Here is a 25,236-nt window from a genome sequence, read left to right as displayed (position 1 = left end):
GCATCCCCGCGAAAACCGGGAAATCATGTCGCCTGAGGAGCTGGCGCGCCATACCCATGCACACATGTTTGAAGCACCGCCTTGATGGCGAGCACATCGCTGCTGTCCGCAGCACGACGCAAAGTCTGCAGGTGCAATTCGAGTTCAGGCCAGGCCAGATAGTCCTCATGGGCCTTCATGATTCGCGGATGTGCGGTTGGTGTGGGGTTGTCTCCGATGAGCAACTCTTCGTACAGCTTTTCGCCAGGACGCAAGCCTGTGACGGCAATCTCGATATCCCCTCCCGAATTGCCTTCATCGCGCACGGTCAGTCCGGACAACTCCACCATGCGTCGGGCCAGATCCATGATTTTGACAGGCTCACCCATGTCCAGAACAAACACGTCCCCGCCGGTGGCCATGGCTCCGGCCTGCAATACCAGTTGGGCTGCTTCCGCAATGGTCATGAAATAGCGGGTGACTTCCGGATGCGTCACTGTCAGCGGGCCCCCACTGGCAAGCTGGCCGCGAAACAAAGGCACGACGCTGCCGCTGGATCCCAGTACATTGCCGAAACGCACCATGCCAAAACACGTGGCCACATTTGTGGCCTGACCAGCCAACGCCTGCAGAACCAGTTCCGCCATGCGCTTGCTTGCCCCCATGATGTTGGTCGGGCGCACGGCCTTGTCGGTGGACACCAGCACAAACTGTGCAACACCATTGTCGATGGCTGCCCGTGCCATATTGAGCGTGCCGAACACATTGTTCAAAATGCCTTCTGCCGGGTTGGACTCCACCATCGGCACATGTTTGTAGGCCGCTGCATGGAAAACCGTTGCAGGGCGGTAAGCCTGGCAAATTTCCTGCAGGCGCTGGGGATTGGCTATGCTGCCCAGCAGCGGAACGAGTTCTGAAGGGAGTCCTTCGGCGCTGCATAAAGCCTGCAATTCCTGGTGGATGCTGTACAGGCCAAACTCGTTGTGGTCCAGCAGCAATAGCTGGCGAGGACGTTCCAGCAGTATCTGCCGGCAGAGCTCGCTTCCAATGCTGCCTCCGGCCCCGGTCACAAGCACCACCTTGTTGGCCAAATTGCGGGCCAGAAGGTCCGTGTTGGGTGGCACGGGGTCTCGACCCAGCAGATCCTCAATATCGAGCTCTTTGAAGTCCTGGACAGTCACGCGCCCCGTAGCCAGATCGGCCAGGCCCGGTAAAGTGCGAATATGTACGGGCACCGAGCGCAGACTTGCAATGATCCTGTTACGCCGCTCCCGCGAAGAGCTGGGCAAGGCCAGCAGAATGTCTGTAACACCCCGCCGGGCCACCAGATCCGGAATGTCCGACGGTGCAAACACCGGTACACCGTTGATGCTGCGTCCGACCTTGGTCGCATCATCATCAAGAAAGCCCAGCAACACAAATTGCCGGGATATAGCAATTGCCGAAGCAGTCTGCGCACCCGCCGTGCCCGCACCGTAAATCAGCAGGCGGCCATCGCTGCGTCCCCGCGAACCATCGAGGTTCGCCAGCCAGAATCGCGCGAGAGCGCGGCTCGAACCGACAAGCAACAGAAACAACAGGGGCTGCAGGATACCCACGCTTCGAGGCACGCCAGGCCATTGCTGCCACAACAACACACCCAGCAGGGCCATGCAATGGACCGCCACGGCCTGCCCTGTGGCTTTCAACGCCGCCTGTCCCGTATACCTGAAGATCGCCCTGTACAAACCAAATTTGACAAATACAGGAATGGCCAGAACCGGCGCAAGCATGTACACCCACCATTGCGCACCCACGGGGTAGTGCAATTCATCCAGGCGCAGCGTAAAGGCTACCCAGGTGGCAAGCAAGGCCAGGACCACGTCGACCGCAATAACCACCGCTATCTTGGCTGAACGCGGCCAGCCCAAAATAGTGCGCTGCATTAAGTTCCTTCTTATATCCATCGCCGGAAGCTGCCCCAGCCCCATAAGCCGTCAACCCGGTTTGCCTCTCTCAATGCGCGACCCCGTCACGGCGCAAGACTTTCAGAACCGTCAACCAGATTATGCGGAGGTCCAGACAAAATGACCGCCGCCGCAGGTAGTCAACATCGAGCCTGACCTTATCAGGAATCGGTAGTTCATCCCGGCCATTGACCTGAGCCCACCCGGTCAGGCCCGGCAACAAGGTGTGAACACCGCTTTGCGTTCGCAGCGCGATCAGATCCTCCTGATTGAACAAAGCAGGGCGCGGCCCAACAAAACTCATGTCGCCGCGCAGAATGCTCCACAACTGCGGCAATTCATCCAGACTGCTCTTGCGCAAAAAACTACCTATTGGTGTGAGATAACTGTCCGGATTGCTCAGTAAATGGGTAGCCACTGCCGGCGTGCCTATTCGCATACTGCGAAATTTTGGCATCCTAAAAATATGGTTGTTGCGCCCGACCCGATCGGACCAATACAGCACTGGGCCCTTGGAAGTCAAGCGCACCAACAGCGCAACCAGCAAAAGGGGCAGCAGCAGCAAAATGCCAGCCATAAGGCCCAAAGCCAGATCGAATGCTCTTTTCATGGTTTTTACATTCGATGGCAATGAAGTATAAGGTGCTAATCAGAAATTTTTCAATTGTGCCGTATGGCGTCGCCGGGCTTACATCAGTGCAGCGTAGTCAGGTAAGCTGGGTCAAAGCGGCCAGGGCGATAGCCGAAGTCGCGCGTCGCATCGCCATGGTCAAAAACCAGGTCGACCTGCATTCGCAGGGCCATGTCGGGCGTTAGATGTGCGAGGCGCGGATGTAGACGGGCCAACGACACCGCCAGCCTGAAGGCCACGAGGGGAATACGGACGAACCTGGGCTGCCGGCCCAAAGTCTCGAAGATGCGTCTCACCATGTCGATGTAAGTCAAGATTTCACCACCGCTCAGGTTGTAAGCCCGGTTGTGGCTAGCCGGGGATGACAGGCTTTGCACGCAGGCAGTCGCTAGGTCTCTTGCATGAACAGGCTGCCTGCGTCCGCTGGCCGTACCCAACAACGGGAAAAAGCCGAAGCGGCGGATTAAGCGAGCAATGTCCGCCACATTGCGATCGCCACCGGCGCCACCGTAGATCAGCGTGGGTCTGAAAATGGTCCACGCAATGCCTAGACGTTCGCACTCGGAGACTACTCGCTCCTCTGCAGTTATGAGTTTATGGGTGATTTCCTGCTCATAAGGACTAGCCGAGGCCAATTTGGTGAATCGACTGGTAGAGCTGAAAGCGATGACGCGGCGAACACCCAGGGCATGAAACTTTTCAAGCCAATCCGGCAGGAACCAGAGACTAGCAGCATGAATCAGAGTGTTAGCCTCCAAGGCTGGTAAATCGTTCGTTTTATTTGAAAGATCGACAAAATGCCATGAAACTCCAATAGAGTTCTCTGCCGGACGGCGTCCAAGAGCAAAAACTGACAGATCATTATTCTGCAAAATCGGAATCAGCAATGATGCTACGGTGCTTGTTGCACCAGTCAAGAAAATAGAATTCCGCGGCCTTTGAAGCATGTCTTACTTATTTAGCAAATACTGTGAAGTTTTCCGCAGTGCGGCGTCAACGGAAATCGGTGGAGTCCATCCCAGCAAGCGTCGCGCCTTGGAAATATCAACCTGTAGCGTGTCGCAAAGCCGCTTGATGACCGCTTCCCTCCCAAATAGTCGTCCTGCCGCCCTTAGCAAAAATATCGGTACGGGCAGCAATCTAGCGGGCTTGTGAAAAGCCGCAGCAGTTCGTTGCAGCAAGCCAGTAACGGTCAAGTCCTCGCCATCGCTCACGAGGAATATTTGATTAGCGGCTGCAGGATGGTCCAAGCAGGTGACGATTAGATCCACCAGGTTATCTATGGCGACAAAGCTGCGCTGATTATCCAGAGCCCCAAGTGGCAATGGCACACCTTTGACCACCCAGCGCATCATAGTGTGAAAGTTGGCTTTTACACCTGGTCCATATACCAGCACGGGTCGAATGATCACAATTTCCATATCTGTGTGCTTGGCCAATTCCATCAAAGCTAACTCTGCCTCAAGCTTTGACACACCATAGGGATCTAACGGCTCTGGAACATCATCCTCAGTAAACGGCTGCCCAAATGGTGTCGTTTCTCCATTGACCTTGATTGAGCTGACAAAAACAAAACGCCGAACCCCTGCTTTGGCCGCTTGACGCGCCAAATTCTCGGTAAGCGCGACATTGGTCCGGCGAAACTCAGCAAGCGGGTCAGTCGCTGTTTCGCGCATCAGATGCACACGAGCCGCCAAGTGGACTACGCAGTCCACGTTCGAAAATTCGGCCGTCCAATCCGAGTGCTCGCACATATCTCCTATGGCAAGATATTCCAAAGCTAAAGGTTGAGCGGTAGCAGGCTTCCTGCGAACAGCGGCCAAGACAGAATATTTATCCATAACCAAACGAGCACAAAGCGCTTGACCGACAAATCCATTGGCGCCAGTAACGAGCACACGCCAATTCGAACTCGCAACCGCGCTTCTACAGGAGAGTCGGCCATGACCCGGCAATACCACCACTGACTTACTCTTGAGAACGCCACCCCACTTGCGCCAATAAAGCCATCCCGACCTGACCGTGACTAACTTGGACCGCAACGAACGATGCGTGTCACGCGCCCATTGATGAACAACGCGGACTGTCGGTACATATACGACACGTGCGACACCAAGCATCCGCCTGCCGACATCAGCGTCTTCATAGTGCAGAAAGAAGTCTGAATCAAAACCACCAATAGCTTGGAGCGGTGCAGTTCGGAAGAACATGAAACACCCCGTCGGGTACTCTACTGGGTATATTAGTTTTTCATAATCGCAATCGCGCATCTCAAATTCGTCTATTAAGGATCTCAATTTTGATTGAAGCCAACGCGGGGAAAAGCTTCGCAAGAACATAATCAGTAAGGTTGGATTACGCTTGCAAAGATAGTGACGCTCGCCATCTTCACCATAAACTGCAGGGCTGAGTAATCCAACGTCGCCGTGATCCTCCATAAAACGTAAGGCCTCAAGCAATGCGTCAGGTTCAACAAAAAGATCAGGATTTATAACAAGGTGATACACAGATTCAGCCTTGAAAATAGCGTAATTGTTGCCTCGACCATATCCCACATTGCCGGGAGAACGCTCCAGCTGCAACGCCCAACTCGGCACTGAACTTCGAAAGCCTTCCAGCCAAACAGTCAGACTATGATGCAAAGCATCGTCGCCCGAGTTATCTACCAGGACGAGGCTGAATTGAAGTGAATATTGCTGTCTCGCTAGTCGGCCGGCTTCTTCTAGCGCAAGAAGTGTTCGCTCGATTGTCGGCAAGTCAGGTTTGTAAAGAACAAGCGAAGCACTAATAACCAATGGAGTCATGTCAACTCTCAGCGCTATCAGGCTTCTGTGGAGACAAAGTTTTTGCCGGCACGCCCACTGCCAACGCGTAAGCTGGCACGTCGCACAAAACCACAGCGTTAGCGCCAATTTTGACATGGTCGCCTATCACGATAGGGCCTATCACCTTGGCACCCGCGCCTATGAGTACATGATTGCCAATAATAGGCCGCGCCAGCACAGTGAAGCCCATATCCGGCTCTCTGGTTCCCAGAGTTACTCCTTGCATGATGGTGCAGTTGTCACCGATATGGCTCGCACCAATGACTGTACCAACGGTATGCGGAAGGAACAAGCCTCCACCTATGCGCACTTGCGGGGATACTTCAATGCCAAAAATAAGGACATTGAGCATCGAGAAAAACTTTGCCAAAATTCCCATGCGTCGCTCATAGAAAAACTCAGCGAGCCGTAAAAGTACCACCGGCGCCATTCGAGGATTAAAACATGTGTAAAACAGCATCGGCGAAGAAACTACCCCGCTATATCCCCTCAGCATGCAATAGCGCTCTATATCCAATCGCAACTTTTTCACAGAATTACTTTCTTGTACACAATAAGAGTAATAAGGCCAACGATTAGGCCGATAGCTATGCACAACCACTCGAAAAGCCCAGAGCGAACCCACTGTGGCTCAGCGAAGGCTAAAGCGAGATAAATCAAGGGCAGCGTGCCCGCGACTAAAAACGGCCAAATCTTGCGCCGTTGCAGTAGCCGGTTCTTCATGCGAGCATATTCGATCACGAATATAAGATACAGAAAATTGGGTAGTACAAAAGCCCAGCCCAATGCCTCTAGTGATGCATCGCTATTTAGCGCGTAACGGGTCATCACAAGTAAGCATAAATTGAGCGCTAAATCAGAAAGCAGAAGCACACGCGAATTCCGTGTCGCGAGAATCAGGGTTCCATACACCCAGGAGACTCCTCTGAAGATTACCGCAATGACTAGTACAACCAATAATTGGCTAGAGGCTTGAAATTGAGAGGTATAAAGCAAATTTATCAGCGGCTCCCTAAGCAGTACCATTCCATAGCATATTAGGATACTGGAACCCAATACAAAGTATGCCATCTTGAGCATGCAAGCTTTTTGAGCTTCAAGGCGAGTCGCAGCGGTGAGTACTGGCAAATATATGGCACTGCAAGCAGTCAAAAATAGGGTGGTGTAGTTGAAAGTCAAAGTCCAACCGGCGTCGAAAAGTCCTGCGAAGGCAAGGCCCTTGATCTCAATCACCCAAGAGCGGATGAGTAGTAGTGCAATGGTCGTTGATAACGCTGCTACGAGGTTGGACATTGCAAATTGAATAAATGCATGGCGTTGCACTTTTGGTAGAGCCTTTATAGCCGAGCCATCCAAAAGTTTGGGCAACCGTGATACACCGAACGCACCCACAAGAAAAGTCAAACCAAAACAGAGCACAAAAGCACCTGCCAATTTTTGTGGCTCTGGCGGTAGATGCCATAACGAGGTCACTATCAATAGCACCATCATCGCCGCGGGCCCGGCCATTTGTGCAAGTGCAAGATAGGAATAAGAACGATAGCCATTGAGCACAGCAAGAGCATAAGTGCCGCCAACATTAAGCAGCACAGCCAGCGCTATCCATCGCACAGTAGCAACAAGAGTGGGCGCGCTGGATGACAGGAGAAACCATGTCAGTTCAGGAGCTCCCGCGAGCATTGCCAAGGCAAGAGTGGCACCAGTCAGTCCAATGATAGGAGCCGCTGTTGTGCGAAATTGCCGGCGCGCAGAATCATCATCTCGCTCGGCGAGGCCCTGGACAACTGAATTAGTTCCGCCAAACGTCGCACCTACAGTGGCAGCTTGAGCTATCTGTCGGAGCTGCGAAAATAAACCAACACCTTCTGGTCCCGCCCAATAAGCAATCGCCTTGAAACTTAAAAGCCATAGAAAGGCTGAACCGAAGACGCCTGCTGCGCTGACCAAAACTCCGCTTTTCAGTCTTGTCGAAAATGCACGCATGAAAACACTCAAGCCTGACCCGGCACTTCGGACTTAGGTATTACCGGTGCTTGACAAATTTTCGAAAGAAGCAAGCCCCAGAGGAAATAGGCGAAAATTCCTGGATAAGGTTGGCGCAATGTTACTTTGAAATTGCTATCCACAATAACCAAGTAAAACACAATGGCGCTTAACCACCAAGTTTGTGCAGTCAGTGACTTTCGCTTTCTCCAGCACGTACTAGCTGTGTAGACAATCAAAGCCAATATGGGAAATAACCCAATCAAGCCAAATGTATAAGTTATATCCAAATACCAGTTGTGGGGACTCGACTTTATCTCTCGAGGCATCGGTTGAGGATGCCCTACCAATATAGATTTTTTGCTCTCTACAATCGCATAACCAAAGAGTGTCCAATCATCCAGACGCTCTTGAACGTTTGTAGGTATCTTTCCTTCCGATAAACCTTTAAATTTTCCATAAAATGAACCCTGCTCACCTTCGACAGAGGTACGCTGGCCGGCCATTTTTCCAAAATAAGTAGCACCACCCAAAGCAGCCACCGCGATCAAACTTGCCGAAGCTGCCACCCATATCGCATTTGCACGATATATCCACAGCTTATGTGTCACAAAGGCAAGAAAAAGAGACGAATAAGCAAAAATCGTCAAGAAAGACAGGCTTGCTGTAATGTAAATAAACATCGGTATAGCAAGAATACAAAGCCAAACCTTGTATTCTTCCCATAAAGTTGTCAACGAATAAGCAAAAGCACACACAAAAATCAAAGTGACATATTGAAAGTGGGAATAGATGCTGAATGCATACAAGTAATGCGTCAAAATCAAACCGCCCTGGAGCCAGGTCGCCAGTAATTGAAGCGGAACCACAATCGAAATAACTACTAAAAATGCCCGACCAACAATGTTCTCCTTGTCATCAATTAGTTGTCCGAGGAGCAACCCTGACAAGGGCAAGAGTAGCTGCGCTATCGCTGTCAACTTGCGAAGGGGTGGAGTGGTGACCTCGCTACCTAGCCAAAGAGATAAAAAGCTGACTGCTATTGTTCCGAGAATCATTGCAAGCGCAGGCTTAGATCTCCTCAGGTCGCGAGCGAACAAGCAAAGCCCCAATAGGCAAGCCAATATGGAAACGGGAAGGGGCAAACGTGCCAGCGCACCTTGAGAGTCAGTCATGGGATTGATATCTCTGTAAATCCCACTGCCAAGCTGAAAGAATAACGGAAACAGAATTCCAACACCGATGCCCCACAACCACGCTGTTCTTTTTTTAAAAATCATTCTGGACATAGTGAGATGTAAAAGTTAGATTAGGGATCGCAGAGATTAGCCTACTCGGCTTAACATCAACCGCCAATATTGGGTTACAAGCGCGGCACTCTAACATGATCGATGTGTCCGGATTTCCCGAGAAATCAACTCTATTTCGGCATCTTCATGATTTTTCGATCAACTCTTTGTAGATCTGTAGGTGCAACGCAACTACCTGCCGCACATCAAACGCTCGTTCAGCCAAGGCGCGGCCTGCATTGCCCATGGCCTGACAGCGTGCAGGATCATTGAGCAGCTCTTCAAGAGCGTCGGCCAGCGCCTCAGCGTTGCGTACAGGCACCAGCATGCCAGTAATTCCAGAGTCTATGGCATCGCGACAACCGGGTACATCGGTAGTAATTACGGCTCGACCGCAAGCAGCAGCCTCCATGAGAACCTTGGGCAAGCCTTCTCGGTAGGATGGCAGCACCACGAGATGCGCCGAACTCAGCGCACTCTGCATATCCGCGCAGTGTCCCCATAGTTCAATCACACCAGCAGCCGCCCACTGCGCCAGCTCAGCGTCTGTGAGGCTAGCCGGATTGGCGGGGTCGACCGTGCCCGCCAGGCAGAACCTTGCGACCACCCCTCGCAGTTTCAACAATCGAGCGGCGTCCGCAAATTCGCGCACGCCTTTGTCAATCAGCAGCCGCGCGGCCAGCAGCACAACAGGGGTACCCTGTGGAATCGGCGTGTAGCTAAATTGGGCCAAGTCGACACCGGAGCCTCGAATGATTTCTATTTTGCAATCCTTCAAATGTGTCACCTGGGCCAAGCTGATTCGATCGCTTGGATTTTGAAAGATCACCTTTAGGTTGCGGTGACCGAAAGCCAGACGATACAACATCTCCACCAGCCAGCGACGCACCGTCGCCTTGGCGCCAGAGGCCACAAATACAAAGCCCAAGCCGGAGATTGCAGCCACCATCGCCGGCACCCCAGCTATCCGTGCCGCCATACCGCCAAGCAAAACAGGTTTGATGGTGACCAAATGTACGACACTCGGCTGCACAGCTTTATATATTCTCCACAGTTCTATAATGGTATGCCAAGCGTTGTCGAGCCCAGCGCTGCTGCGATCCATCCTCAATAGAGGGTGCACCACGAACCCGTAGCTCTGCAGCTCATCCAGCCTGTCGGTCAGCCCCGTTGCAATGTGGATCTGGTAGCCCCTGCGTTGTGCCTCAAGCGCTATCGGAAGGCGGTGAGACAGAAAAAACCAGTCGACATTCACGACAAACAGCAATATGTGCTTCATATGTGGCCAGCCCGCAGCTTCGCGTGGAACACCAGCATGTTCAAACCGGGTCGCCGGAATGCCGTGCGGCATTCATCCATAAGGCGGTGAGATCGATCATCACGATCATTGGCAGTCCCTTGTAGTTCTTGACTGTCGCCACAGTACACACCATCCCAATATTCCCAAGCCATTCAAGATTTGCCAACTGCCGTAGCGCATTCGATAAAGAGTACCTACATTGGAAACAACCAGCGCCAGAAGAAGGGTCAATACCAGCGCGATCAGCACTACGGTGAACAAAGTCGGTCGATTGCCCTTGAAGCGGTACAAAAACACCAAAACACCAACAAGCAAAACATAGGTAACCGCCATTTCCATACCTGAAATGAATCGCATTACACCGCCACCAGGAGAAACACCATCGCCCAGCCACATCGACGGAAACGGAGCCAGCAATCCAACTTGAAGCGCGCGAGGCACATAGGGAGCCACCCGCGCCGGGGAGTTAAAACGGACCTCAGTATCGATATTGCTGCCGGCGTTTGGATAACCATCTGCAAAACCAACACGCGCCGCATTCAATTTCGCGACCATCCTCTCTAGATAAGAGCCTTGGAGGGAAGCCGCGGACGTCGAAGGCAATGCTGGCACTGTGGGCTCGGAAGATGCGGAGAATAAGGATGTATATCCGACCTGCACAAGCATACACAGCAAGAGGCCAGTCCACCACAGACGCCCCCTTCCTCGACCAGCCGTAACAGCCAACAGCGCAATCACCAGCAGCGACATAGCAATGAGTGATTGCATCAGATATGGCCGCACGGTCCAAACCAGCAGACAACCCACCGCGACAGAAGCACCGCGAGCTACCAACTTGCGCCAATCCATCTCGGCACGTTCTGCAAACCGGACCCATACCAAGGCAATCAAGAATGTCCCCGCAATGGAGAAAACATCTTTCTGAATTTGACCGTAAATCAAGGTAGCACTTGGGAACAGCACAAACGGAAAAATAGCGACAAACGCCAGGCGGTCGGGCGCGAGCGCCTTGAAAATTGTGTACAGGCAGACAGCAGCCAGACCGAACATCGCAGCGTTGACGGGCAAGGTCACCCACGGTTCAAAAATACCCGTCAAAGAGTACACCGCGGCTGTGATACCGATGGGCGCATTACCAAGTGGCCGTAACTCCCACACACGCCAACCTTGATGCTGCATCAATGCTGCCAGCTCCGCTGCCTCGCGGTGAAATCTGACCCAGTCGCCGCCCTTCAACAGCCCATTGCCCGCATGCAACTCCGGCAATGCGGGCAAGACCATCCATTGGAGAACAAACCCGGCCATCAATGCCCAGATAAAAGCCAGGGAAAAAACCCCAAATGGCTTAAAAGCAAATGCCTTGGCCCTGACCAACAAGTCGCTCGCGGGTTTATCCTGCATGATTTCTTTCATCCCTGTTTCCTAACCATGCCTGGAACATCAGGACACACCAAAGCTGGTGATGCCAGTCCCGTTTTCCGCTCAAGTGCTCCATCCATTTGCGCCGGATCGGCACGGGGTTGAAATAGCCTTCCCGTTTTAAGCGTGTCTCACTCAACAAGTCCTCCGCCCAAGCGCGCAATGGCCCGCGCAACCAGCTGTCAATAGGCACACCAAAACCCATTTTTGGTCGCTCAATCAAGCTTTTGGGAACATGACGGTATAACACCTGACGCAATGCCCATTTGCTGGTGTAGCGGCCTCCTTCATGGCGCAGCTTGTCATTGAGCGGGAGTTGCCAGGCAAATTCCACCACACGATGATCCAGAAACGGCACCCGCGTTTCCAGGCTAACGCCCATGGCAGCGCGGTCCACTTTGGTCAAGACGTCATCTGGCAAATACGTCAGCATATCGAGCGCCATCATGCGCTCCACGTCCTTGAGCCCAGCCAGGTTTGGTTGATCTCCGTTGAATCCAGCAGCCGGCTCTGCGCCTCCCAAAACCACCGCAGCAGGATCAGCCCACTGCGACACCATGCCCGAATACAACTCCGCCGTCGAACGCGCGGCCATCACCCCCGCGCCCTTGTGCAACTTGTAGCCCACATCCGACCAGCGTTTGGCCATCGGTGTATGACGCGCCAGCGAGTTCCAGGTTTGCGGTGAAAGCTGGGTCAAAGCCCACGCCAGCGTACGGCGTACCGGCAACGGTATAGAACTCAATCTGGGCCACAAACTGGCCGTCAACTCGTAACGGCTATAACCGCCGAACAATTCGTCACCCGCGTCACCCGAAAGCGCCACCGTGACATGTTGCCTCGCCAACTGGCTTACCAGGAACGTAGGTATCTGCGATGAATCTGCAAACGGCTCGTCATACAAGGTCGGCAGATGCGGAATAACCGCCATCGCTTCAGCAGGCGTCACGTACATCTCGGTATGGCTGGTGCCCAAATGCCGCGCCACCGCCCCCGCGTGCTCCACCTCGTTGTATCCCGCCTCGTGGAAACCGATGGAAAAGGTATTCACGGGCCGCTGTGCCTGCGCCTGCATCAGCGCCACCACCGCAGAAGAGTCCACTCCACCTGACAGAAGGGCTCCGAGTGGCACATCGGCCACCATTTGCTGTCCAACCGCATCCTTTAGCAAAACCTCAAGGGCATCAACGGCATCGTTCGACGAACCGGCAAATGGATTTGCCACACCCCGCCTTGCCACTGCCGCGCCATCCCAGTAGGTGTGCAGCACGGGCTCGGGCACCTGCCTGGATACCGTCAGGAGCGTGCCCGGCATCAACTTGTGGATTCCCTTATAAATCGATCGCGCGCCACCTACGTTCCCGTGCCTCACATAGAGGCTGAGCGCTTCACGGCTGATATTGCGACCGAATGCCGGGTGCACCCGCAGCGCCTTGAGTTCCGAGCCAAACAGGAATACTGCCGACTTTCCGCTGTTCTGCCAGCCGTAGTACATGGGTTTTTCACCCAGCCTGTCACGACCCAGCGTGAGAGTGCGCGTTTGACGGTCCCATACGGCAAAAGAAAACATGCCGATCGCACGCTCAACCGTGGCCTGAATGCCCCAGGCCTCAAACCCCGCCAACAGCACCTCGGTATCCGAGTGCCCACGCCAGGCCGTCAGGCCTTGCTGTTTCTCCAGTTCGAGCCGCAGGAGCCTGTGGTTGTAAACCTCGCCGTTGTAGGCGATCACATAACGCCCGCCGGAAGACTGCATGGGTTGCGCGCCGGCAGGCGACACATCGACGATCGCCAATCGACGATGGCCCAGGGCGATGCCCGCATCCTGGTCCTGCCAATAGCCGTCAGAGTCCGGGCCCCGGTGAGCGATGGCATTCGTCATCATGTTGAGCAATGTCCCCGCACTGCCACAAGCCCCGTCGCCGGCCTCGCAAAGCGGGGTGCTTCCCAAATAACCCGTAAGCCCACACATATTTATCAGCCCTCTGGTTCATTTGATCCGTCAACAACCTCTCCACCACGGCTTATCAGCGATTTTCCTGCTCAGCCAAGGGGGTGAATCCGACGGCGCACCAATAAGGCGTGGCCTCCCGAAATGAAATATCGCGCAAGCCGGCGGCTTGCATCATGGCCTGTATCTGCGCCCGGGAAAACCGTTGCTCAAGGCTGGTGCCGAATCGGTCCAGCGCATCGGTACGCATGACATAAAAGCTGCAGTTCCGGTATGCGGAAAGGGGGAAGTTACTCACGCCTGCACCGAGTTTTTCTGCAAGCCAGGCCAACCGGGCGAGTGGCCAGTAAATAACTGCCGCAAGAATTTGACTGGACACATAGCGCAATCCGTGAGGCATGCTGGAAATCAGCTTGCGCAGCAGATCACTCAAACGCCACGCGGCCCGGAACCACCACGGTTTGTTGTCGAGCGCGTAGTAAAGGTACAGTAAAAACGGGGCGCCTGATTTGAGCTTGCTTACACACGCCGTCAATGCGGCTTGTGTATCGGGAATGTGATGCAGGACGCCAAGGCTGTACCCAAAGTCCATGGACTTCTGCGCCAGAGGCATATCGTCGACGCCCGCCTGATGGAGTTTGCAATTGGGCAGGCCTGCCAGATTTTTTCTCGCCACCTCTATGGCCGAACTGGGATCAATGCAATGCAGTGTGCCCACGCGCCGCGCTGCCAGCCGTGCCCATCGCCCACTCCCGCATCCCAGGTCGAAGCCTACGGAATTGGCGGGAAGCCGGTCCCAGGGAAAAACGGAAAAATAACTGTCGAACAAGCGCTGGGTTTCCGCCTCCGCCATCCCGGTTTGATCAAACCGCGTCCACTCATCACCGAAACCGGCCACCGTCTTGGCATCGGAGTTTTTCTTGTCATTCATAGTGTCAAAACTTTATTGGGTCTCGCATTGCGTAAGCTCGCCATACACGGATTCATACTGGTGGCGAATGGAGTCGATATCGTATCTGGCCCGCACCTGCTGCGCGCTTTTTTGTCCGATCAGGGCTCGCCTGGACGCCGGCAGACGACACGCTTGCACCAATCCCCGGCCCAACGCAACGGAATTTTTTACAGGGATTACCCATCCCAAATCGCCCACAATGGCCGCGGCATCGCCTGCATTCGTCACAACGCAGGGCAAGCCTACGGCCATGGCTTCGACAACCACATTGGGAAACGCCTCCTGCCTGGACGACAGACAGAAGATATCCATGGCAGCGAGGTACACAGGTACGCGAGCCTGCTCTCCGACCAGGCTGAATTTTTCATCCAGGCCCTCAGCGGCGATCCATCCGCGCAAAACTGAATTATTGACGTCCAGACCGCGGCCGACCATTAAAAAACGGGCCTCGGGGCACTCGAGGGCCGTGAATTTCGCTGCCAGGACGAAATTCTGAAAATCTTTCAGCGCATCAAAGCGGCCCACGACGCCAATGACAATATCGGACTCGCTAAAGCCGGTGCGCTCGCGAACCTGTTGCCGGTCAGCCTGGTTGTAAGAAAAGTCCGAGAAGTCATAACCATTGGGAATGACAACCATTTTCCTGGCGGCAAATCCAAGGGCAGCGTGGGCCTTTTTTGCGGAGTCTGCACAGCAAATAATTTTGTGCGGCAGGAAGTGTGAGCAGATGGCGTTGACGCGAATCAGCCACCACGTCAGGGAAGCGGGCCCCTGAGGAATGCCCGTGGAACGGATACCCCATACGACTTTGCAACCCAGAAACCACCCGACCCACCCGCCCAAAAAATCCGCGTGGTACATCCAGGTTTGAACAACAGCGGGCCGCAAGGTTCGAATCAGCAAGGCAAGGCGCCAAATCGCTTTGGGAAATGCCCTGGCAGAAGTCAATTCCAACGCGTGCACCTCTACACCCGCTTCCTTCATTTCCATACCAACAACGCCAACTCCGGTTAACGAAATAACGCAATGTTGGCACGCTGGGTTACTTTGAGAGGACAAAACAAGTCGCTTCAGCATCAGCTCCGCCCCACCGACTTCAAGCCCGACAATGATGTGAACAATGCGCATGGGTAAACAACCGGTAGCACGCCATGCTGAAACTCGAATTGAGTCCCGAGGACAGCGCACGAGCCTCAGTTAAATCCTCCGTGAATTTTTTCCTCGACGAATGGTGTCGTAAGGGGCGGCTAGTTACTTCTATAACGCGATCGGATTTGATAGAACCCCAGCCCGGCAAGCGTATAAAGAGGCCATAGAAGAGGAAGGCGGTATCGCAGATCGTAGTCAATTTGCTGCAGGCTGTGAAAAATCGTGAACGCACACAATGTCAAAAATAATACCCACGTTTCCCAAAAATCCTGAAGGTTCACTCGGGCGAAGTTTTTGGCTGCCGAAATTAAAGCGTACGCCACCAAAACATAACTCAAGCAAAGATTAACTATGTTTATCAATCGATGGAAATTTCCATATCCCTGGAACCACGCGGCCCAAAAGTACATCCTCTTCAAAAGGAGGACGCCTACAAGTGTCGAAGCCGCATTTCAGCGATCCAATGTCGCGGCCGGTGCGCCTGCAGAAGGAGCGCCTGCATTCAAGTCGCGAAATACCTTTTCCACTGTCTTGAATGATTTGGCGTGTCCGTAGCTGAGATAAAGATGGTAGCGCGGCTCCACGAAAATTTGCGATATGTCGCTCGGCACATCCATGAAATGCTCCGCATATTTGGAATCGACAAAGAACGCGTTCGCCCCAGTATGCGAATTGCAACACACAAGCTTGTAGCCGAACCTGGTGAATAATTTGTCGAGGCTACTCAGAGATGTCCCAAAGTAGTCATCGTGCTGCCATACGTGCCTCGCATCGTAGGCGACCGTAAATTCCACGGGAGGAATGAATTTCGCGTTGTACTCTGCAATGAATAATTTGGGACGCATGCCACTCGACAACAACTTCTCAATAAAAAACAGGTCATTGCCATCCAGATCCAACGAAACAACATCGGGGTGTTTTTCATCGATCAGTGACAACCCTTTAGCGGTGAGGTCGAGAATATTGTCGAGAGTGACCCAGGACTGCAAAAAAGTAAATTTGCGCGCGTCGCCCTGCTTCCAGTTGAAATGTATGTCCTGTCCGCCAACCCAGAATCCCTTCCACCCTAAAGCAGCCAGTATCAGCGTGTTGTTCTCCGTGCCGTTTCCAACCCCAAATTCAGCGAACACGCCCGGAGTCGAGACCCCGATTCTCTTCAGAATCTCAAGCGTTATCCCGTCTTCATCAGTTTGGGAAAAGCACTTCAGTCCATACCTGTTAAGCGGGTTGGGATGTGACATCTGAAGTTGTTTTGTCTGCTGGAACAACATCAGATCGTTCATTGCACGGACGTGAATTGGCAGATTGATAAAGTCCCGGGCCTTGGCAATCAATTTTTTCAAGAAGCTATTCGACATAAATACTCGCTGCGAGTTGTTGTAAAGAGTTTTTCATCGGCTTCGGAGGATTCAAAAATACCCACCCAAGTCGGCCCTGGAATTAATCATCTCGAGAACATGACCTGTAGAAATCTGATGGCAGCCGATCGGAGGCGCGACAAGCTCAGGTTTTTGTAATGCGCGCGAAATAGTTTTAGCGTTTTTGTCTCATCTGCGCTAGGAACCTGGAGACGCTCAGCCGCTACCGCTGGGCTTGGCATCAACAAGTCATTCCAGTGCTTCAACAAATGGTCGACGTACGTAATGACAGAGCGTTGTTGCAGGGAATTTTTACGTCCAGTGTTCTTGGCGTACAAGCGGTCTAACTCCCGAAAGAAACCCTGCCGGTCGCTGAACAGAATCACGGAATCGTCAAGGCCCTGGTGATAGCTGATATTCGATGCTATCACATCGATGCCGGCATTAATGCCATCGTAAACGCTCATGGCGCCACCGTCGAAGCCCAGATAAATGAGCGCGTCCATGGTTGCCAAGATTTCCTTGTTCAAGGCGTACTCTCCAGCCATTGAACGGGAGTATCTGTAAATTTCGTAGTTCATATCAAGCCGCGCCAGACTCATGCAGAACTTCTCCCAATCCCACCCCATAAAGCAAAATACAAAACTTTGTTTTTGCTCGCAGGACTTATCTTTAAAGTACTCAGCAATCCATTCTTCATTCTTGCGGCCATCTTCATAGCAAGCAGAAAACATTGCTACACGCACAGGGCGAACAGTCGAGTCACGCGATGGAAGCTCTATCCCCTTGACACCAGTTCTGTTACCTTTCAGCGCAGTGACGAAGTCAGCGTCTTGGGGAGACAGGCAGACAAAACTATTGAAGTCCTTCAAGCGGGCTTTGAGCTCCATCTCCTTGATCGCATCGTCAACATGCGTGATGAATAACGAATTGATCTTCGCTCCTGCATCAGCCAACGGGACCAGATAGCGCGAGTTAAAAATAACATCTTCGGCTGCGTACCCTTCACCCGCACCAATGCGAGTCGCAATACCGCGGCGGTTCAACTCCCGAGCTATATCGCTCATCAGACGCTCGATGATCCAGCCTTGAGAAACTGGCTCAACGATGTAAACGCTATGAACTCCTTGAGCAGGATTTTCGACGGCCATAAGTACCCTCCCTAAGTTCGTAGAGCCCATTGTCAAAAAGAGGACCGGTTTTCACTCGATGTCCGGATGCGTAAGGTCCGTTAGCGCACGATGGAAAATCGGGCGCGTTTACGAAGAACATAGTGGGAAACCCCGGCAGTAAAAGAAAAATTCAACAGGAAAGTGAGAGTCCAGGCCATGCCCGCGCCATACATGCCATACAGCGACGGCAAAGTCAGGAAGGCGAAAAGTCCCACCGCCGATCCAAACAGACTCCCCATAAGTGCAAATTCTGCCCGGTTCAGAGCAACAGCCAAAGCATGGCCCCATACCAACGGCGCACTGGAGACAATACCAATCAGCATCCACGGCATAAGCTTTGAGATGTTCGAAAAATCGCGCCCCAGCAACGAGTCGCCGAAAAAACTTAAAGCGAAGTAGGACATTAAACCAAGCCCCGCAGCCAGTCCAAGAAGCCCGAGTGCACTTTTAGCCAGCAGCCGTTTGACCCCATTCAGGTCCCCCAGTGACACAAGACGATTGACTTCCGGCATCAGCGCCAAACAAAATGGATCAACGGCACGCCACGTCAGCAAGGCAATGTTCTTGGCCATTTTGTAGATACCAATTTGGTCGGAAGGCAACAATGGCGAAAGTAGTGCGACGTCCAAATCCTTGTTCATCAGATCAGACGCCGACAATCCCAAATTTGCATACAACAAACGGCGATTTTCTCGAAACCTTTCTCTCGCGGAAGAAAACCGCCACTCTCCCAGCGCGAAATGCATGTTCTTCAATTGCTTCATGGTCAGCATCCACTGCAGTAAGTTACTCAGAAAACCCGAAAAGCATAGAACAAGGATGCCCGCCAAGACCGACAGCGTGTAAAACTTGATCAACGCCAAAGTCAGCAATACCCGAAGAAGGAGTTCGCCAGTAGCGCAATAAGCATTGAAGTCGCTTCGCCCAAGAACACGCAGCAAGCCAACCGATAGCCCGTTGCCTACCTTCGAAACATATACTCCGATCGCCGCGACGGTGATAAGGGCCGCCCCATCTGGCGCGAGCTTTCCAAAATCAGCCAGATAGGGGGCCAGCAAAATGAGCCCGGCACAGGGCAGCAACTTACCAAGGGCTTCCATTCCAAACAAGTCGATGAAGTATTGGCTTTGCTTCCTGTCGATTGACTTCGGATTGAAATTCCAGAACTGCCTCGCCGCGACGTCCTGCATGCGCGGTTCAAAAAGGAGGTTGGCAACATACACGTAGCCCATCACGATTGAGAAAACGCCGAATCCCGACGTTCCCAACTCTCTGCCCATCAGCAAAAGAAGCAAGCCACTTAGGACAGCCTGGCTGGCACTGCCGACAAGTTGCCACTTGACGTTACGCCGGAATGCTCCTTTTTGTGAAATCCCGGTTGTCATCGATTCTTCTTTTCCGAAGGCAATTGTTTGACCCGCACCGGCGAAAACGACACATCCCCCGCATCTTCGGGATCAACTGGCCTTTGCAACAACGAAAGCATTCCATGTTTGCTCTGTCAAAGGGTCGTCCAGCGTAGGAAAGCCGCTCATGCTTTGAAGTGTGAAACCGGCCTGAGACAGCAGGAGAGCGAATTCCTGTGGGAAATAGTAGCGAAGCCGGTGAGTCTCGGTAGTCTCACCGGTCAGTCGGTCACCTTCCAATGTCCACAGTTTGAAGGTTACATCGGCAGTATGGTTGACCACATCGAGCGTTGTGCTGGACGCACGGATAACGCGCCCGCCCTCCGTCGGCAGAGTACGCACCCGGTCTGCCGGCCTTGCCGAAAGAACCGAAGGCCCGTACCAAAAATCGCAGACAAACAGCGCACCTGTTTTGAGTTGGCGGCGAATATTGCGCAAGCCTTTGAGTACATCCTCATTGGTCGTCAAATAGCCGATCACCGCGAACATCATGATGCCGAGGTCAAAGGTCATGCCGGTATCAAAGTCACGCGCATCACCACATAGCCAGGCAGGCTGCTCCCCGCTTGTGAGCAATGCAGCCTTCTGGCGCGCCTGCTCAATCATCGATGGCGACAAATCGACACCAGTGACCTTGTAACCGCGTTTGGCAAGCTCTATCGCATGGCCTCCTGTCCCGCAACCAATATCAACAAGCGTCGCGGGATGACTGCCAGCATGGCGCTTGACGGCAGCCTCGATCAGATCGCACTCACCCAGATAGTTCTTCTCTGCATAAAGTTGGTCGTATTGACCGGCATAAAGGGAGTTGAAGACACTCATAGGGGTTCCAATGGATTGAAGAATGGTCAAGCTGGCGGCAGTTGCGTAGGGAGGGGAATGTTCATATGCGCGCCGCCGCTGCGCTTTACCTGGACACGGCCTTGTCCAGAATGGAACTGAGCTTGCTGGCTACGTAGTCAAGCTCAGCCTGCGAAATATCCGGTCCGGTCGGCAGGTAAAAACTGGCATAGGCCACCTTGTTGGCATTGGGGCAATCTTCAGCGCGCGTCCAGCCACGGCTCAGGAAGATTTCCTGCAGGTTGTACGGGATGAAGCCTTCGCGGGTTTCAATGCCCTCATCTTTCAGCGCCATCATGATTTCGCGACGCTTTGACACCATGTGTTCGCGCAGCACAATGTGGTACATCCAGTAGACCGATTTGGCCCAGGGTTTCTGGATCGGCAATGCGAGGTGATCCGAATATTTTTCAAACGCTGCGCCATAAAAATGGGCAATTTCGCGCCGGCGCTCGATCAGCTTGTCGGCCACCTGCATCTGGCCACACCCGATAGCCGCCTGCAGATTGGTCATCCGGTAATTGAAGCCGATGTCGTCGTGCATGTACTTGTTGGTCGCGCCGAAGGCCAGCGCCTTCAGGCTTCTCGCTTTTTTTGCGATTTCCGGATCATCCGTCGTCACCATGCCGCCCTCCCCCGTGGTGAGCACCTTGTTGGCAAAAAAGCTGAATCCGCTCGCATGCGAGAGGCTACCCACCTTCTTTCCCTTGTAGGTTGCGCCATGCGCTTCGGCGCAGTCTTCAAATACCAGGAGGTTGTGCTGGCGCGCGAGCTCGTTGACCGGGTCCATGTCTGTCGGATGGCCAAAGAGGTGAACCACCATGATGGCCTTGGTTTTGGCTGTGATCTTTCGCTCCAGATCGCCAGGATCCATCGTGAGTGTTTCAAGATCAATGTCGACAGGCACCGGTTTGCCACCGATATACAGAACGGCAAAAAATGACGCCATATTCGTCAAGGTCGAAACCAGTACCTCGTCCCCCTCCTTGACCCCCGCAGCGACCAGCGCCAGATGCAGGGCTGTCGTCCCGTTCGAGCAGGAAACCGCATATTTTGCGTCGCAAAATTCGGCAAATTCGGTCTCAAAGCGCTCCAGAAATTCACCATACACGCCGGACACGGCGTTGGCCTGCAGCGCCTTATTGACGTAGCTGATCTCGGCTTCGCCCATATGGGGCCTTGAAACGGGTACTTGCATGCTGCCTCCTTAGGCGCTGGGAGTGATCAAAGGCTCGGAAAGACGGAAGGTGTCGTTTTCGTACTGCGTGCCCGCGCGCGGCCCTTTAGTCAGGATCAGGACCTCGGATGCGGTCAACCCCTTGAGCGCATGCAGCTCAAGCTCACGCGTCACCGCGAAGTCACCCGGCTTGAGGATGCGCTCAACCTTTTCCTGCCCCGGCATTTGGGTCGCAAGCAATACCTCGCCAGAAATCACATAGTTCCACTGTATGGTCCGTTCATGATAGTGATTGGCCCGCACTGCACCTTCGGCAAAAGTGATCAGGGTCACTGCATTGATGGTGTCGTCCGAAATCAGGTCCGTGATGCTTCCGCGTGCGTCGGTGAATGCCGGTATGAGTTTGATGAGTTCCATGGGGACTTCCTTTTTCAGTGGGTATTTTCTTGCAGGGTTTGGACCTGCGGGACGTAGAACTCGAGCCCCAAGTGGCCGAGCTTGCTGACCAGCATGGGCGCGATGTTCCAGGGCAGGATCAGTGCGTGGGTCGCCGAGGCGTCAATGTCCTGGTCGGCGATGATGGGGATATGAGAACCCGGTGTCAGCTTGCCTATTTTCAGTGGCGACGCATCGGCGATATAGGCGATAGTGTCTGCATCGAGTCGGCAGTAGTTGATGAAGGTATTGCCCTTGGTGGCAGCGCCGATCCCAATGATTTTTCCGCCTTTTGCGCGAATCTGCGCAAGGTGCAAATTCACGGTTATCTTGACCTTTCGCACCCGCTCCATGAATTGGGCATAGGTCGCGAGGTCGTAAAGGCCAAAGGCGTCTTCAGCGGCAATCATTTCCTCTACAGACTTCGTGTGATCTCCACCAAGCCGTGTGTGCACGCGAATCGAACCGCACATGTAATCCAGGTTTTCAACCTTGGTGATCGAAAATCCGTGCGTTCGCAAGCAGGCGGCCAATGGTTTGATGCCGTAATAGTGCACATGTTCGTGGTAGATCGTGTCGAACGCCGTTCCCTTGATAAGGTCCCTCAAGTAAGGCACTTCAAACACGAACACGCCGTCGGTGGCAAGCACTTCGCCGGCAGTCTTGAGCAGCGCGCCCAGATCATCCGCATGATTCAACACATTCGCGCTTAACAGCACCTGCACCGGCCCGGCATTGCGTAACTCTTCAACAATGCCGGCGCTGAAAAATTCGTTAATGGTCGGGATACCTGCAGCGACAGCCAGCCGGGAAATGTTCCCTGACGGCTCTACCCCCAGAACGTTGGTATGGCCGATATCCTTGAAGTGCGACAGCAAAGTTCCCACATTGCTGCCAATGTCAACAATCAGCGCGCCGGGTTCGAGCGTTTTCTCCGCCAACACTGCCTCAGCAAATTCTTTGAAATGCGCAATGGAAACCTTGGAATTGGACGAGTCATAGCTGTAATCCTGTTTTTGGTATCGGTCAACGGCCGATACTGAATACAGCGTGAAGACATGGCCACAGGATCTGCAAGAACCCAACTGCAGGGGATAGGAAACTTCGGGACCGTAAAGCAGTTCTTCAGATAGAAAGGTGTCGGCCAGTGGGTGGTAACCCAGGTCAACAACTTTCTCTATGTGTTCGGCTTTGCAAATTCTACATGCGACGATTTTCAAGACAACTCCTTATGAACTTTGGCCTATGCGCCGAACTCAGTACAAAGACTTTCGACGCGAGCCTGCTGCGCGCAACTCACTCTCAGCCTCCGCCATGTCGGCATCGACCATCTCGTCCACCAGCTCCGAAAAACTGATTTTTGGCGTCCAGCCCAGCTTCGCCCGCGCCTTGCTCGCGTCTCCGAGCAGCGTTTCGACTTCAGTGGGCCGAAAATAACCGGGATCAATTTCGACCACGCAACGCCCGTCAGAAAGGTGCCCCTTTTCATCCACGCCGTGGCCGGACCAACTGATGTCCATGCCCAGGCGTTTTGCAGCCAAACTCACAAACTCGCGGACACTGAACTGCTGGCCGGTTGCGATGACATAGTCCTCGGGAGTGTCTTGCTGGAGCATCAGCCATTGCATCTCCACATAATCTTTGGCGTGGCCCCAATCACGCTTTGCGTCCATGTTGCCGAGAAAAAGCTTCTGCTGCGTGCCAAGCTTGATTCTGGCCAAAGCACGGGTGATTTTGCGTGTCACGAAGGTTTCACCGCGGATGGGCGATTCATGATTGAACAAAATACCATTGCATGCATACATACCGTACGCTTCACGGTAGTTCACAGTGATCCAGTAACCATACAATTTTGCAACTGCATACGGTGAGCGCGGATAAAACGGCGTGGTTTCCCGCTGCGGAACTTCCTGCACCAAGCCGTAGAGCTCCGAGGTGGACGCCTGGTAGAAGCGCGCCTTGTTGAGGCCAACGATACGGATAGCCTCGAGTAGCCTCAACACCCCAACCGCGTCAGAATTGGCCGTGTATTCGGGCTCTTCGAATGACACCGCCACATGGCTCTGGGCCGCCAGGTTGTATACCTCATCGGGTCGCGCCTGCTCAACAATCCGCAACAGGCTGCTGGAGTCAGTCATGTCGCCGTAATGAAGAACCAGGTTTCCCTCGTGCTCGTGCGGGTCAACGTAAAGATGATCGATGCGGGCTGTATTGAATAGCGAGGTGCGGCGACGGATTCCATGCACCGTGTAGCCCTTGCGGATTAAAAACTCAGCGAGATAGGCGCCGTCCTGGCCGGTGATGCCGGTAATAAGAGCAGTTTTTTTCATGTGTTGGGATGGGCAAAATTGTGGGTGCCAATTGACGGTAGAAGCAGCTTGTCGTCCTCAGAAATGAACCGCCTTCATCGAGGTGAAACGACGCCGTAGTGCTCCAGGTACCACGCGACAAAATTGGCCACCCCTTGTCTGACCTTTGTATTGGGCTTGAAACCAACCCATGACTCCAGTTCACGCGTGTTTGCCGCCGTTGCAGGAACGTCTCCCGCCTGCATAGGCAGAAAGTTCTTCTTTGCTTCCATGCCCAATGCCTCTTCCAGGGCATTGATGTATTCCATCAACGGCGTCGGCTGGTTGTTGCCGATATTGAATACCCGATAGGGCGCATTGCTGGTTGCCGGATCAGGATTTGCGGAATCAAAGGCAGCGTCCGAATCGGCCGGCTTGTCCACGACACGGATAACACCTTCCACGATGTCGTCTACGTAAGTGAAGTCCCTCACCATTTTTCCGTGGTTAAACACATCAATAAGTTCACCGCCAAGAATGGCTTTGGTGAACAAAAATAGCGCCATGTCGGGCCGGCCCCACGGCCCATAAACCGTAAAAAAGCGCAGCCCGGTTGTAGGCAATCGAAACAGATGGCTATAGGTATGAGCCATCAATTCGTTCGCCTTTTTTGTGGCGGCGTAAAGACTGACCGGATGGTCGATGTTCTGATGTTCATGAAAAGGCAATGCAGTGTTGCCTCCGTACACACTGGAGCTGCTGGCGTAGGCCAGATGCTCTACCTCATTGTGGCGACACCCCTCCAGGATATTCATGAAGCCCTGAATGTTGGCGTCAATATAAGCGTGGGGATTGCTCAGGGAGTAGCGCACGCCAGCCTGAGCAGCCAGGTGAATGACGCGCTGGGGTTTTTCCCGAAGGAAGAGTTGCGCCATGCCCTCGCGATCAACGATGTCCTGCTTGTAAAAGTGGAAGGCAGGATGCGGAACAAGGCGCGCAAGCCGGGCCTCTTTCAATCGAACATCATAGTAGTCGTTGAGATTATCTATGCCGACCACCGTGTCACCACGCGCAAGCAGGCGCAAAATGGTGTGCATGCCTATAAAGCCGGCTGCTCCGGTCACAAGAATTTTCAT

21 protein-coding genes are annotated in these 25,236 nt (G+C 53.4%); all 21 read right to left on the bottom strand.

The features are described 5' to 3' along the window. Window positions 1-23: 23 nt before the first annotated feature. The gene (locus WA904_RS15930; RefSeq protein WP_425198101.1) at window positions 24-1,904 is read right to left on the bottom strand and encodes a polysaccharide biosynthesis protein; all 1,881 of its coding nucleotides are present in this window, start codon (window positions 1,902-1,904) and stop codon (window positions 24-26) included. A gap of 70 nt (window positions 1,905-1,974) precedes the next feature. Further along, window positions 1,975-2,535 (bottom strand): sugar transferase, encoded by a 561-nt coding sequence (locus tag WA904_RS15925; RefSeq protein WP_425198100.1) that lies wholly within the window; start codon window positions 2,533-2,535, stop codon window positions 1,975-1,977. 83 nt (window positions 2,536-2,618) lie between these two features. Beyond that, window positions 2,619-3,443 carry an NAD-dependent epimerase/dehydratase family protein gene (locus tag WA904_RS15920; protein ID WP_425198099.1) on the bottom strand — a complete coding sequence of 275 codons (825 nt, stop codon included), beginning with the start codon at window positions 3,441-3,443 and terminating at the stop codon, window positions 2,619-2,621. A 63-nt stretch (window positions 3,444-3,506) separates the two neighbouring features. Then, window positions 3,507-5,360, bottom strand: coding sequence for an NAD-dependent epimerase/dehydratase family protein (locus WA904_RS15915; RefSeq protein ID WP_425198098.1), 1,854 nt, complete (start codon window positions 5,358-5,360; stop codon window positions 3,507-3,509). 1 nt (window position 5,361) lies between these two features. Further along, window positions 5,362-5,913 (bottom strand): serine O-acetyltransferase EpsC, encoded by a 552-nt coding sequence (epsC, locus tag WA904_RS15910; protein ID WP_425198097.1) that lies wholly within the window; start codon window positions 5,911-5,913, stop codon window positions 5,362-5,364. Next, complete coding sequence (locus WA904_RS15905) at window positions 5,910-7,364, bottom strand: hypothetical protein (RefSeq protein ID WP_425198096.1); 1,455 nt, start codon at window positions 7,362-7,364, stop codon at window positions 5,910-5,912. Before WA904_RS15905 ends, epsC begins: the two co-directional genes overlap by 4 nt. Before the next feature lie 8 nt (window positions 7,365-7,372). Next, entirely contained in the window at window positions 7,373-8,653 is a 1,281-nt protein-coding gene (locus WA904_RS15900) for a hypothetical protein (RefSeq protein WP_425198095.1), read from the bottom strand. Window positions 8,654-8,798: 145 nt separating this feature from the next. Then, window positions 8,799-9,932, bottom strand: coding sequence for a glycosyltransferase family 4 protein (locus WA904_RS15895; RefSeq protein ID WP_425198214.1), 1,134 nt, complete (start codon window positions 9,930-9,932; stop codon window positions 8,799-8,801). Window positions 9,933-10,037: 105 nt separating this feature from the next. Continuing rightward, window positions 10,038-11,366 carry a hypothetical protein gene (locus WA904_RS15890; RefSeq protein ID WP_425198094.1) on the bottom strand — a complete coding sequence of 443 codons (1,329 nt, stop codon included), beginning with the start codon at window positions 11,364-11,366 and terminating at the stop codon, window positions 10,038-10,040. After that, on the bottom strand, window positions 11,344-13,344 hold the full coding sequence (gene asnB, locus WA904_RS15885; protein WP_425198093.1) for an asparagine synthase (glutamine-hydrolyzing): 2,001 nt from the start codon (window positions 13,342-13,344) through the stop codon (window positions 11,344-11,346). The genes WA904_RS15890 and asnB overlap by 23 nt, the downstream gene beginning before the upstream one ends. A 55-nt stretch (window positions 13,345-13,399) precedes the next feature. Further along, a complete protein-coding gene (locus WA904_RS15880; RefSeq protein ID WP_425198092.1) occupies window positions 13,400-14,254 on the bottom strand; it encodes a class I SAM-dependent methyltransferase in 855 nt (284 codons plus the stop codon). Window positions 14,255-14,266: 12 nt separating this feature from the next. Next, complete coding sequence (locus tag WA904_RS15875; RefSeq protein WP_425198091.1) at window positions 14,267-15,403, bottom strand: glycosyltransferase; 1,137 nt, start codon at window positions 15,401-15,403, stop codon at window positions 14,267-14,269. Window positions 15,404-15,876: 473 nt separating this feature from the next. Beyond that, window positions 15,877-16,767: a hypothetical protein gene (locus WA904_RS15870; RefSeq protein ID WP_425198090.1), complete on the bottom strand. Its 891-nt coding sequence runs from the start codon at window positions 16,765-16,767 to the stop codon at window positions 15,877-15,879. A 101-nt stretch (window positions 16,768-16,868) separates the two neighbouring features. After that, window positions 16,869-17,933, bottom strand: a complete 1,065-nt coding sequence (locus tag WA904_RS15865) for a hypothetical protein (RefSeq protein WP_425198089.1) — start codon at window positions 17,931-17,933, stop codon at window positions 16,869-16,871. Window positions 17,934-18,013: 80 nt separating this feature from the next. Then, window positions 18,014-19,339 carry a lipopolysaccharide biosynthesis protein gene (locus WA904_RS15860; RefSeq protein ID WP_425198088.1) on the bottom strand — a complete coding sequence of 442 codons (1,326 nt, stop codon included), beginning with the start codon at window positions 19,337-19,339 and terminating at the stop codon, window positions 18,014-18,016. Between the two features lie 72 nt (window positions 19,340-19,411). Next, window positions 19,412-20,182: a class I SAM-dependent DNA methyltransferase gene (locus WA904_RS15855; protein ID WP_425198087.1), complete on the bottom strand. Its 771-nt coding sequence runs from the start codon at window positions 20,180-20,182 to the stop codon at window positions 19,412-19,414. Between the two features lie 85 nt (window positions 20,183-20,267). Continuing rightward, window positions 20,268-21,398: a DegT/DnrJ/EryC1/StrS family aminotransferase gene (locus WA904_RS15850; RefSeq protein WP_425198086.1), complete on the bottom strand. Its 1,131-nt coding sequence runs from the start codon at window positions 21,396-21,398 to the stop codon at window positions 20,268-20,270. A gap of 9 nt (window positions 21,399-21,407) precedes the next feature. Further along, window positions 21,408-21,794 (bottom strand): cupin domain-containing protein, encoded by a 387-nt coding sequence (locus WA904_RS15845; protein ID WP_425198085.1) that lies wholly within the window; start codon window positions 21,792-21,794, stop codon window positions 21,408-21,410. Between the two features lie 14 nt (window positions 21,795-21,808). After that, window positions 21,809-23,032 (bottom strand): methyltransferase domain-containing protein, encoded by a 1,224-nt coding sequence (locus WA904_RS15840; protein ID WP_425198084.1) that lies wholly within the window; start codon window positions 23,030-23,032, stop codon window positions 21,809-21,811. A 36-nt stretch (window positions 23,033-23,068) separates the two neighbouring features. Beyond that, window positions 23,069-24,142, bottom strand: coding sequence for a GDP-mannose 4,6-dehydratase (gene gmd / locus WA904_RS15835; protein ID WP_425198083.1), 1,074 nt, complete (start codon window positions 24,140-24,142; stop codon window positions 23,069-23,071). Window positions 24,143-24,216: 74 nt separating this feature from the next. Further along, the gene (locus WA904_RS15830; protein ID WP_425198082.1) at window positions 24,217-25,236 is read right to left on the bottom strand and encodes an NAD-dependent epimerase; all 1,020 of its coding nucleotides are present in this window, start codon (window positions 25,234-25,236) and stop codon (window positions 24,217-24,219) included.

Source organism: Polaromonas sp., from assembly GCF_049790275.1.
Lineage (GTDB): Bacteria > Pseudomonadota > Gammaproteobacteria > Burkholderiales > Burkholderiaceae_C > Polaromonas.
Note: the sequence above shows the minus strand (reverse complement) of the source record. Positions and strands in the feature narration are given on the sequence as shown.

Coding starts and splice junctions, on each gene's coding strand:
- WA904_RS15900 (WP_425198095.1), bottom strand. CDS start 8,653: ATGTCCAGAATGATTTTTAAAAAAAGAACAGCGTGGTTGTGGGGCATC.
- WA904_RS15895 (WP_425198214.1), bottom strand. CDS start 9,932: ATGAAGCACATATTGCTGTTTGTCGTGAATGTCGACTGGTTTTTTCTG.
- WA904_RS15930 (WP_425198101.1), bottom strand. CDS start 1,904: ATGCAGCGCACTATTTTGGGCTGGCCGCGTTCAGCCAAGATAGCGGTG.
- WA904_RS15860 (WP_425198088.1), bottom strand. CDS start 19,339: ATGACAACCGGGATTTCACAAAAAGGAGCATTCCGGCGTAACGTCAAG.
- WA904_RS15865 (WP_425198089.1), bottom strand. CDS start 17,933: ATGGCCGTCGAAAATCCTGCTCAAGGAGTTCATAGCGTTTACATCGTT.
- WA904_RS15845 (WP_425198085.1), bottom strand. CDS start 21,794: ATGGAACTCATCAAACTCATACCGGCATTCACCGACGCACGCGGAAGC.
- gmd (WP_425198083.1), bottom strand. CDS start 24,142: ATGAAAAAAACTGCTCTTATTACCGGCATCACCGGCCAGGACGGCGCC.
- WA904_RS15855 (WP_425198087.1), bottom strand. CDS start 20,182: ATGAGTGTCTTCAACTCCCTTTATGCCGGTCAATACGACCAACTTTAT.
- WA904_RS15880 (WP_425198092.1), bottom strand. CDS start 14,254: ATGAATGACAAGAAAAACTCCGATGCCAAGACGGTGGCCGGTTTCGGT.
- WA904_RS15915 (WP_425198098.1), bottom strand. CDS start 5,360: ATGACTCCATTGGTTATTAGTGCTTCGCTTGTTCTTTACAAACCTGAC.
- WA904_RS15890 (WP_425198094.1), bottom strand. CDS start 11,366: ATGAAAGAAATCATGCAGGATAAACCCGCGAGCGACTTGTTGGTCAGG.
- asnB (WP_425198093.1), bottom strand. CDS start 13,344: ATGTGTGGGCTTACGGGTTATTTGGGAAGCACCCCGCTTTGCGAGGCC.
- WA904_RS15830 (WP_425198082.1), bottom strand. CDS start 25,236: ATGAAAATTCTTGTGACCGGAGCAGCCGGCTTTATAGGCATGCACACC.
- WA904_RS15905 (WP_425198096.1), bottom strand. CDS start 7,364: ATGCGTGCATTTTCGACAAGACTGAAAAGCGGAGTTTTGGTCAGCGCA.
- WA904_RS15850 (WP_425198086.1), bottom strand. CDS start 21,398: ATGCAAGTACCCGTTTCAAGGCCCCATATGGGCGAAGCCGAGATCAGC.
- WA904_RS15875 (WP_425198091.1), bottom strand. CDS start 15,403: ATGCGCATTGTTCACATCATTGTCGGGCTTGAAGTCGGTGGGGCGGAG.
- WA904_RS15925 (WP_425198100.1), bottom strand. CDS start 2,535: ATGAAAAGAGCATTCGATCTGGCTTTGGGCCTTATGGCTGGCATTTTG.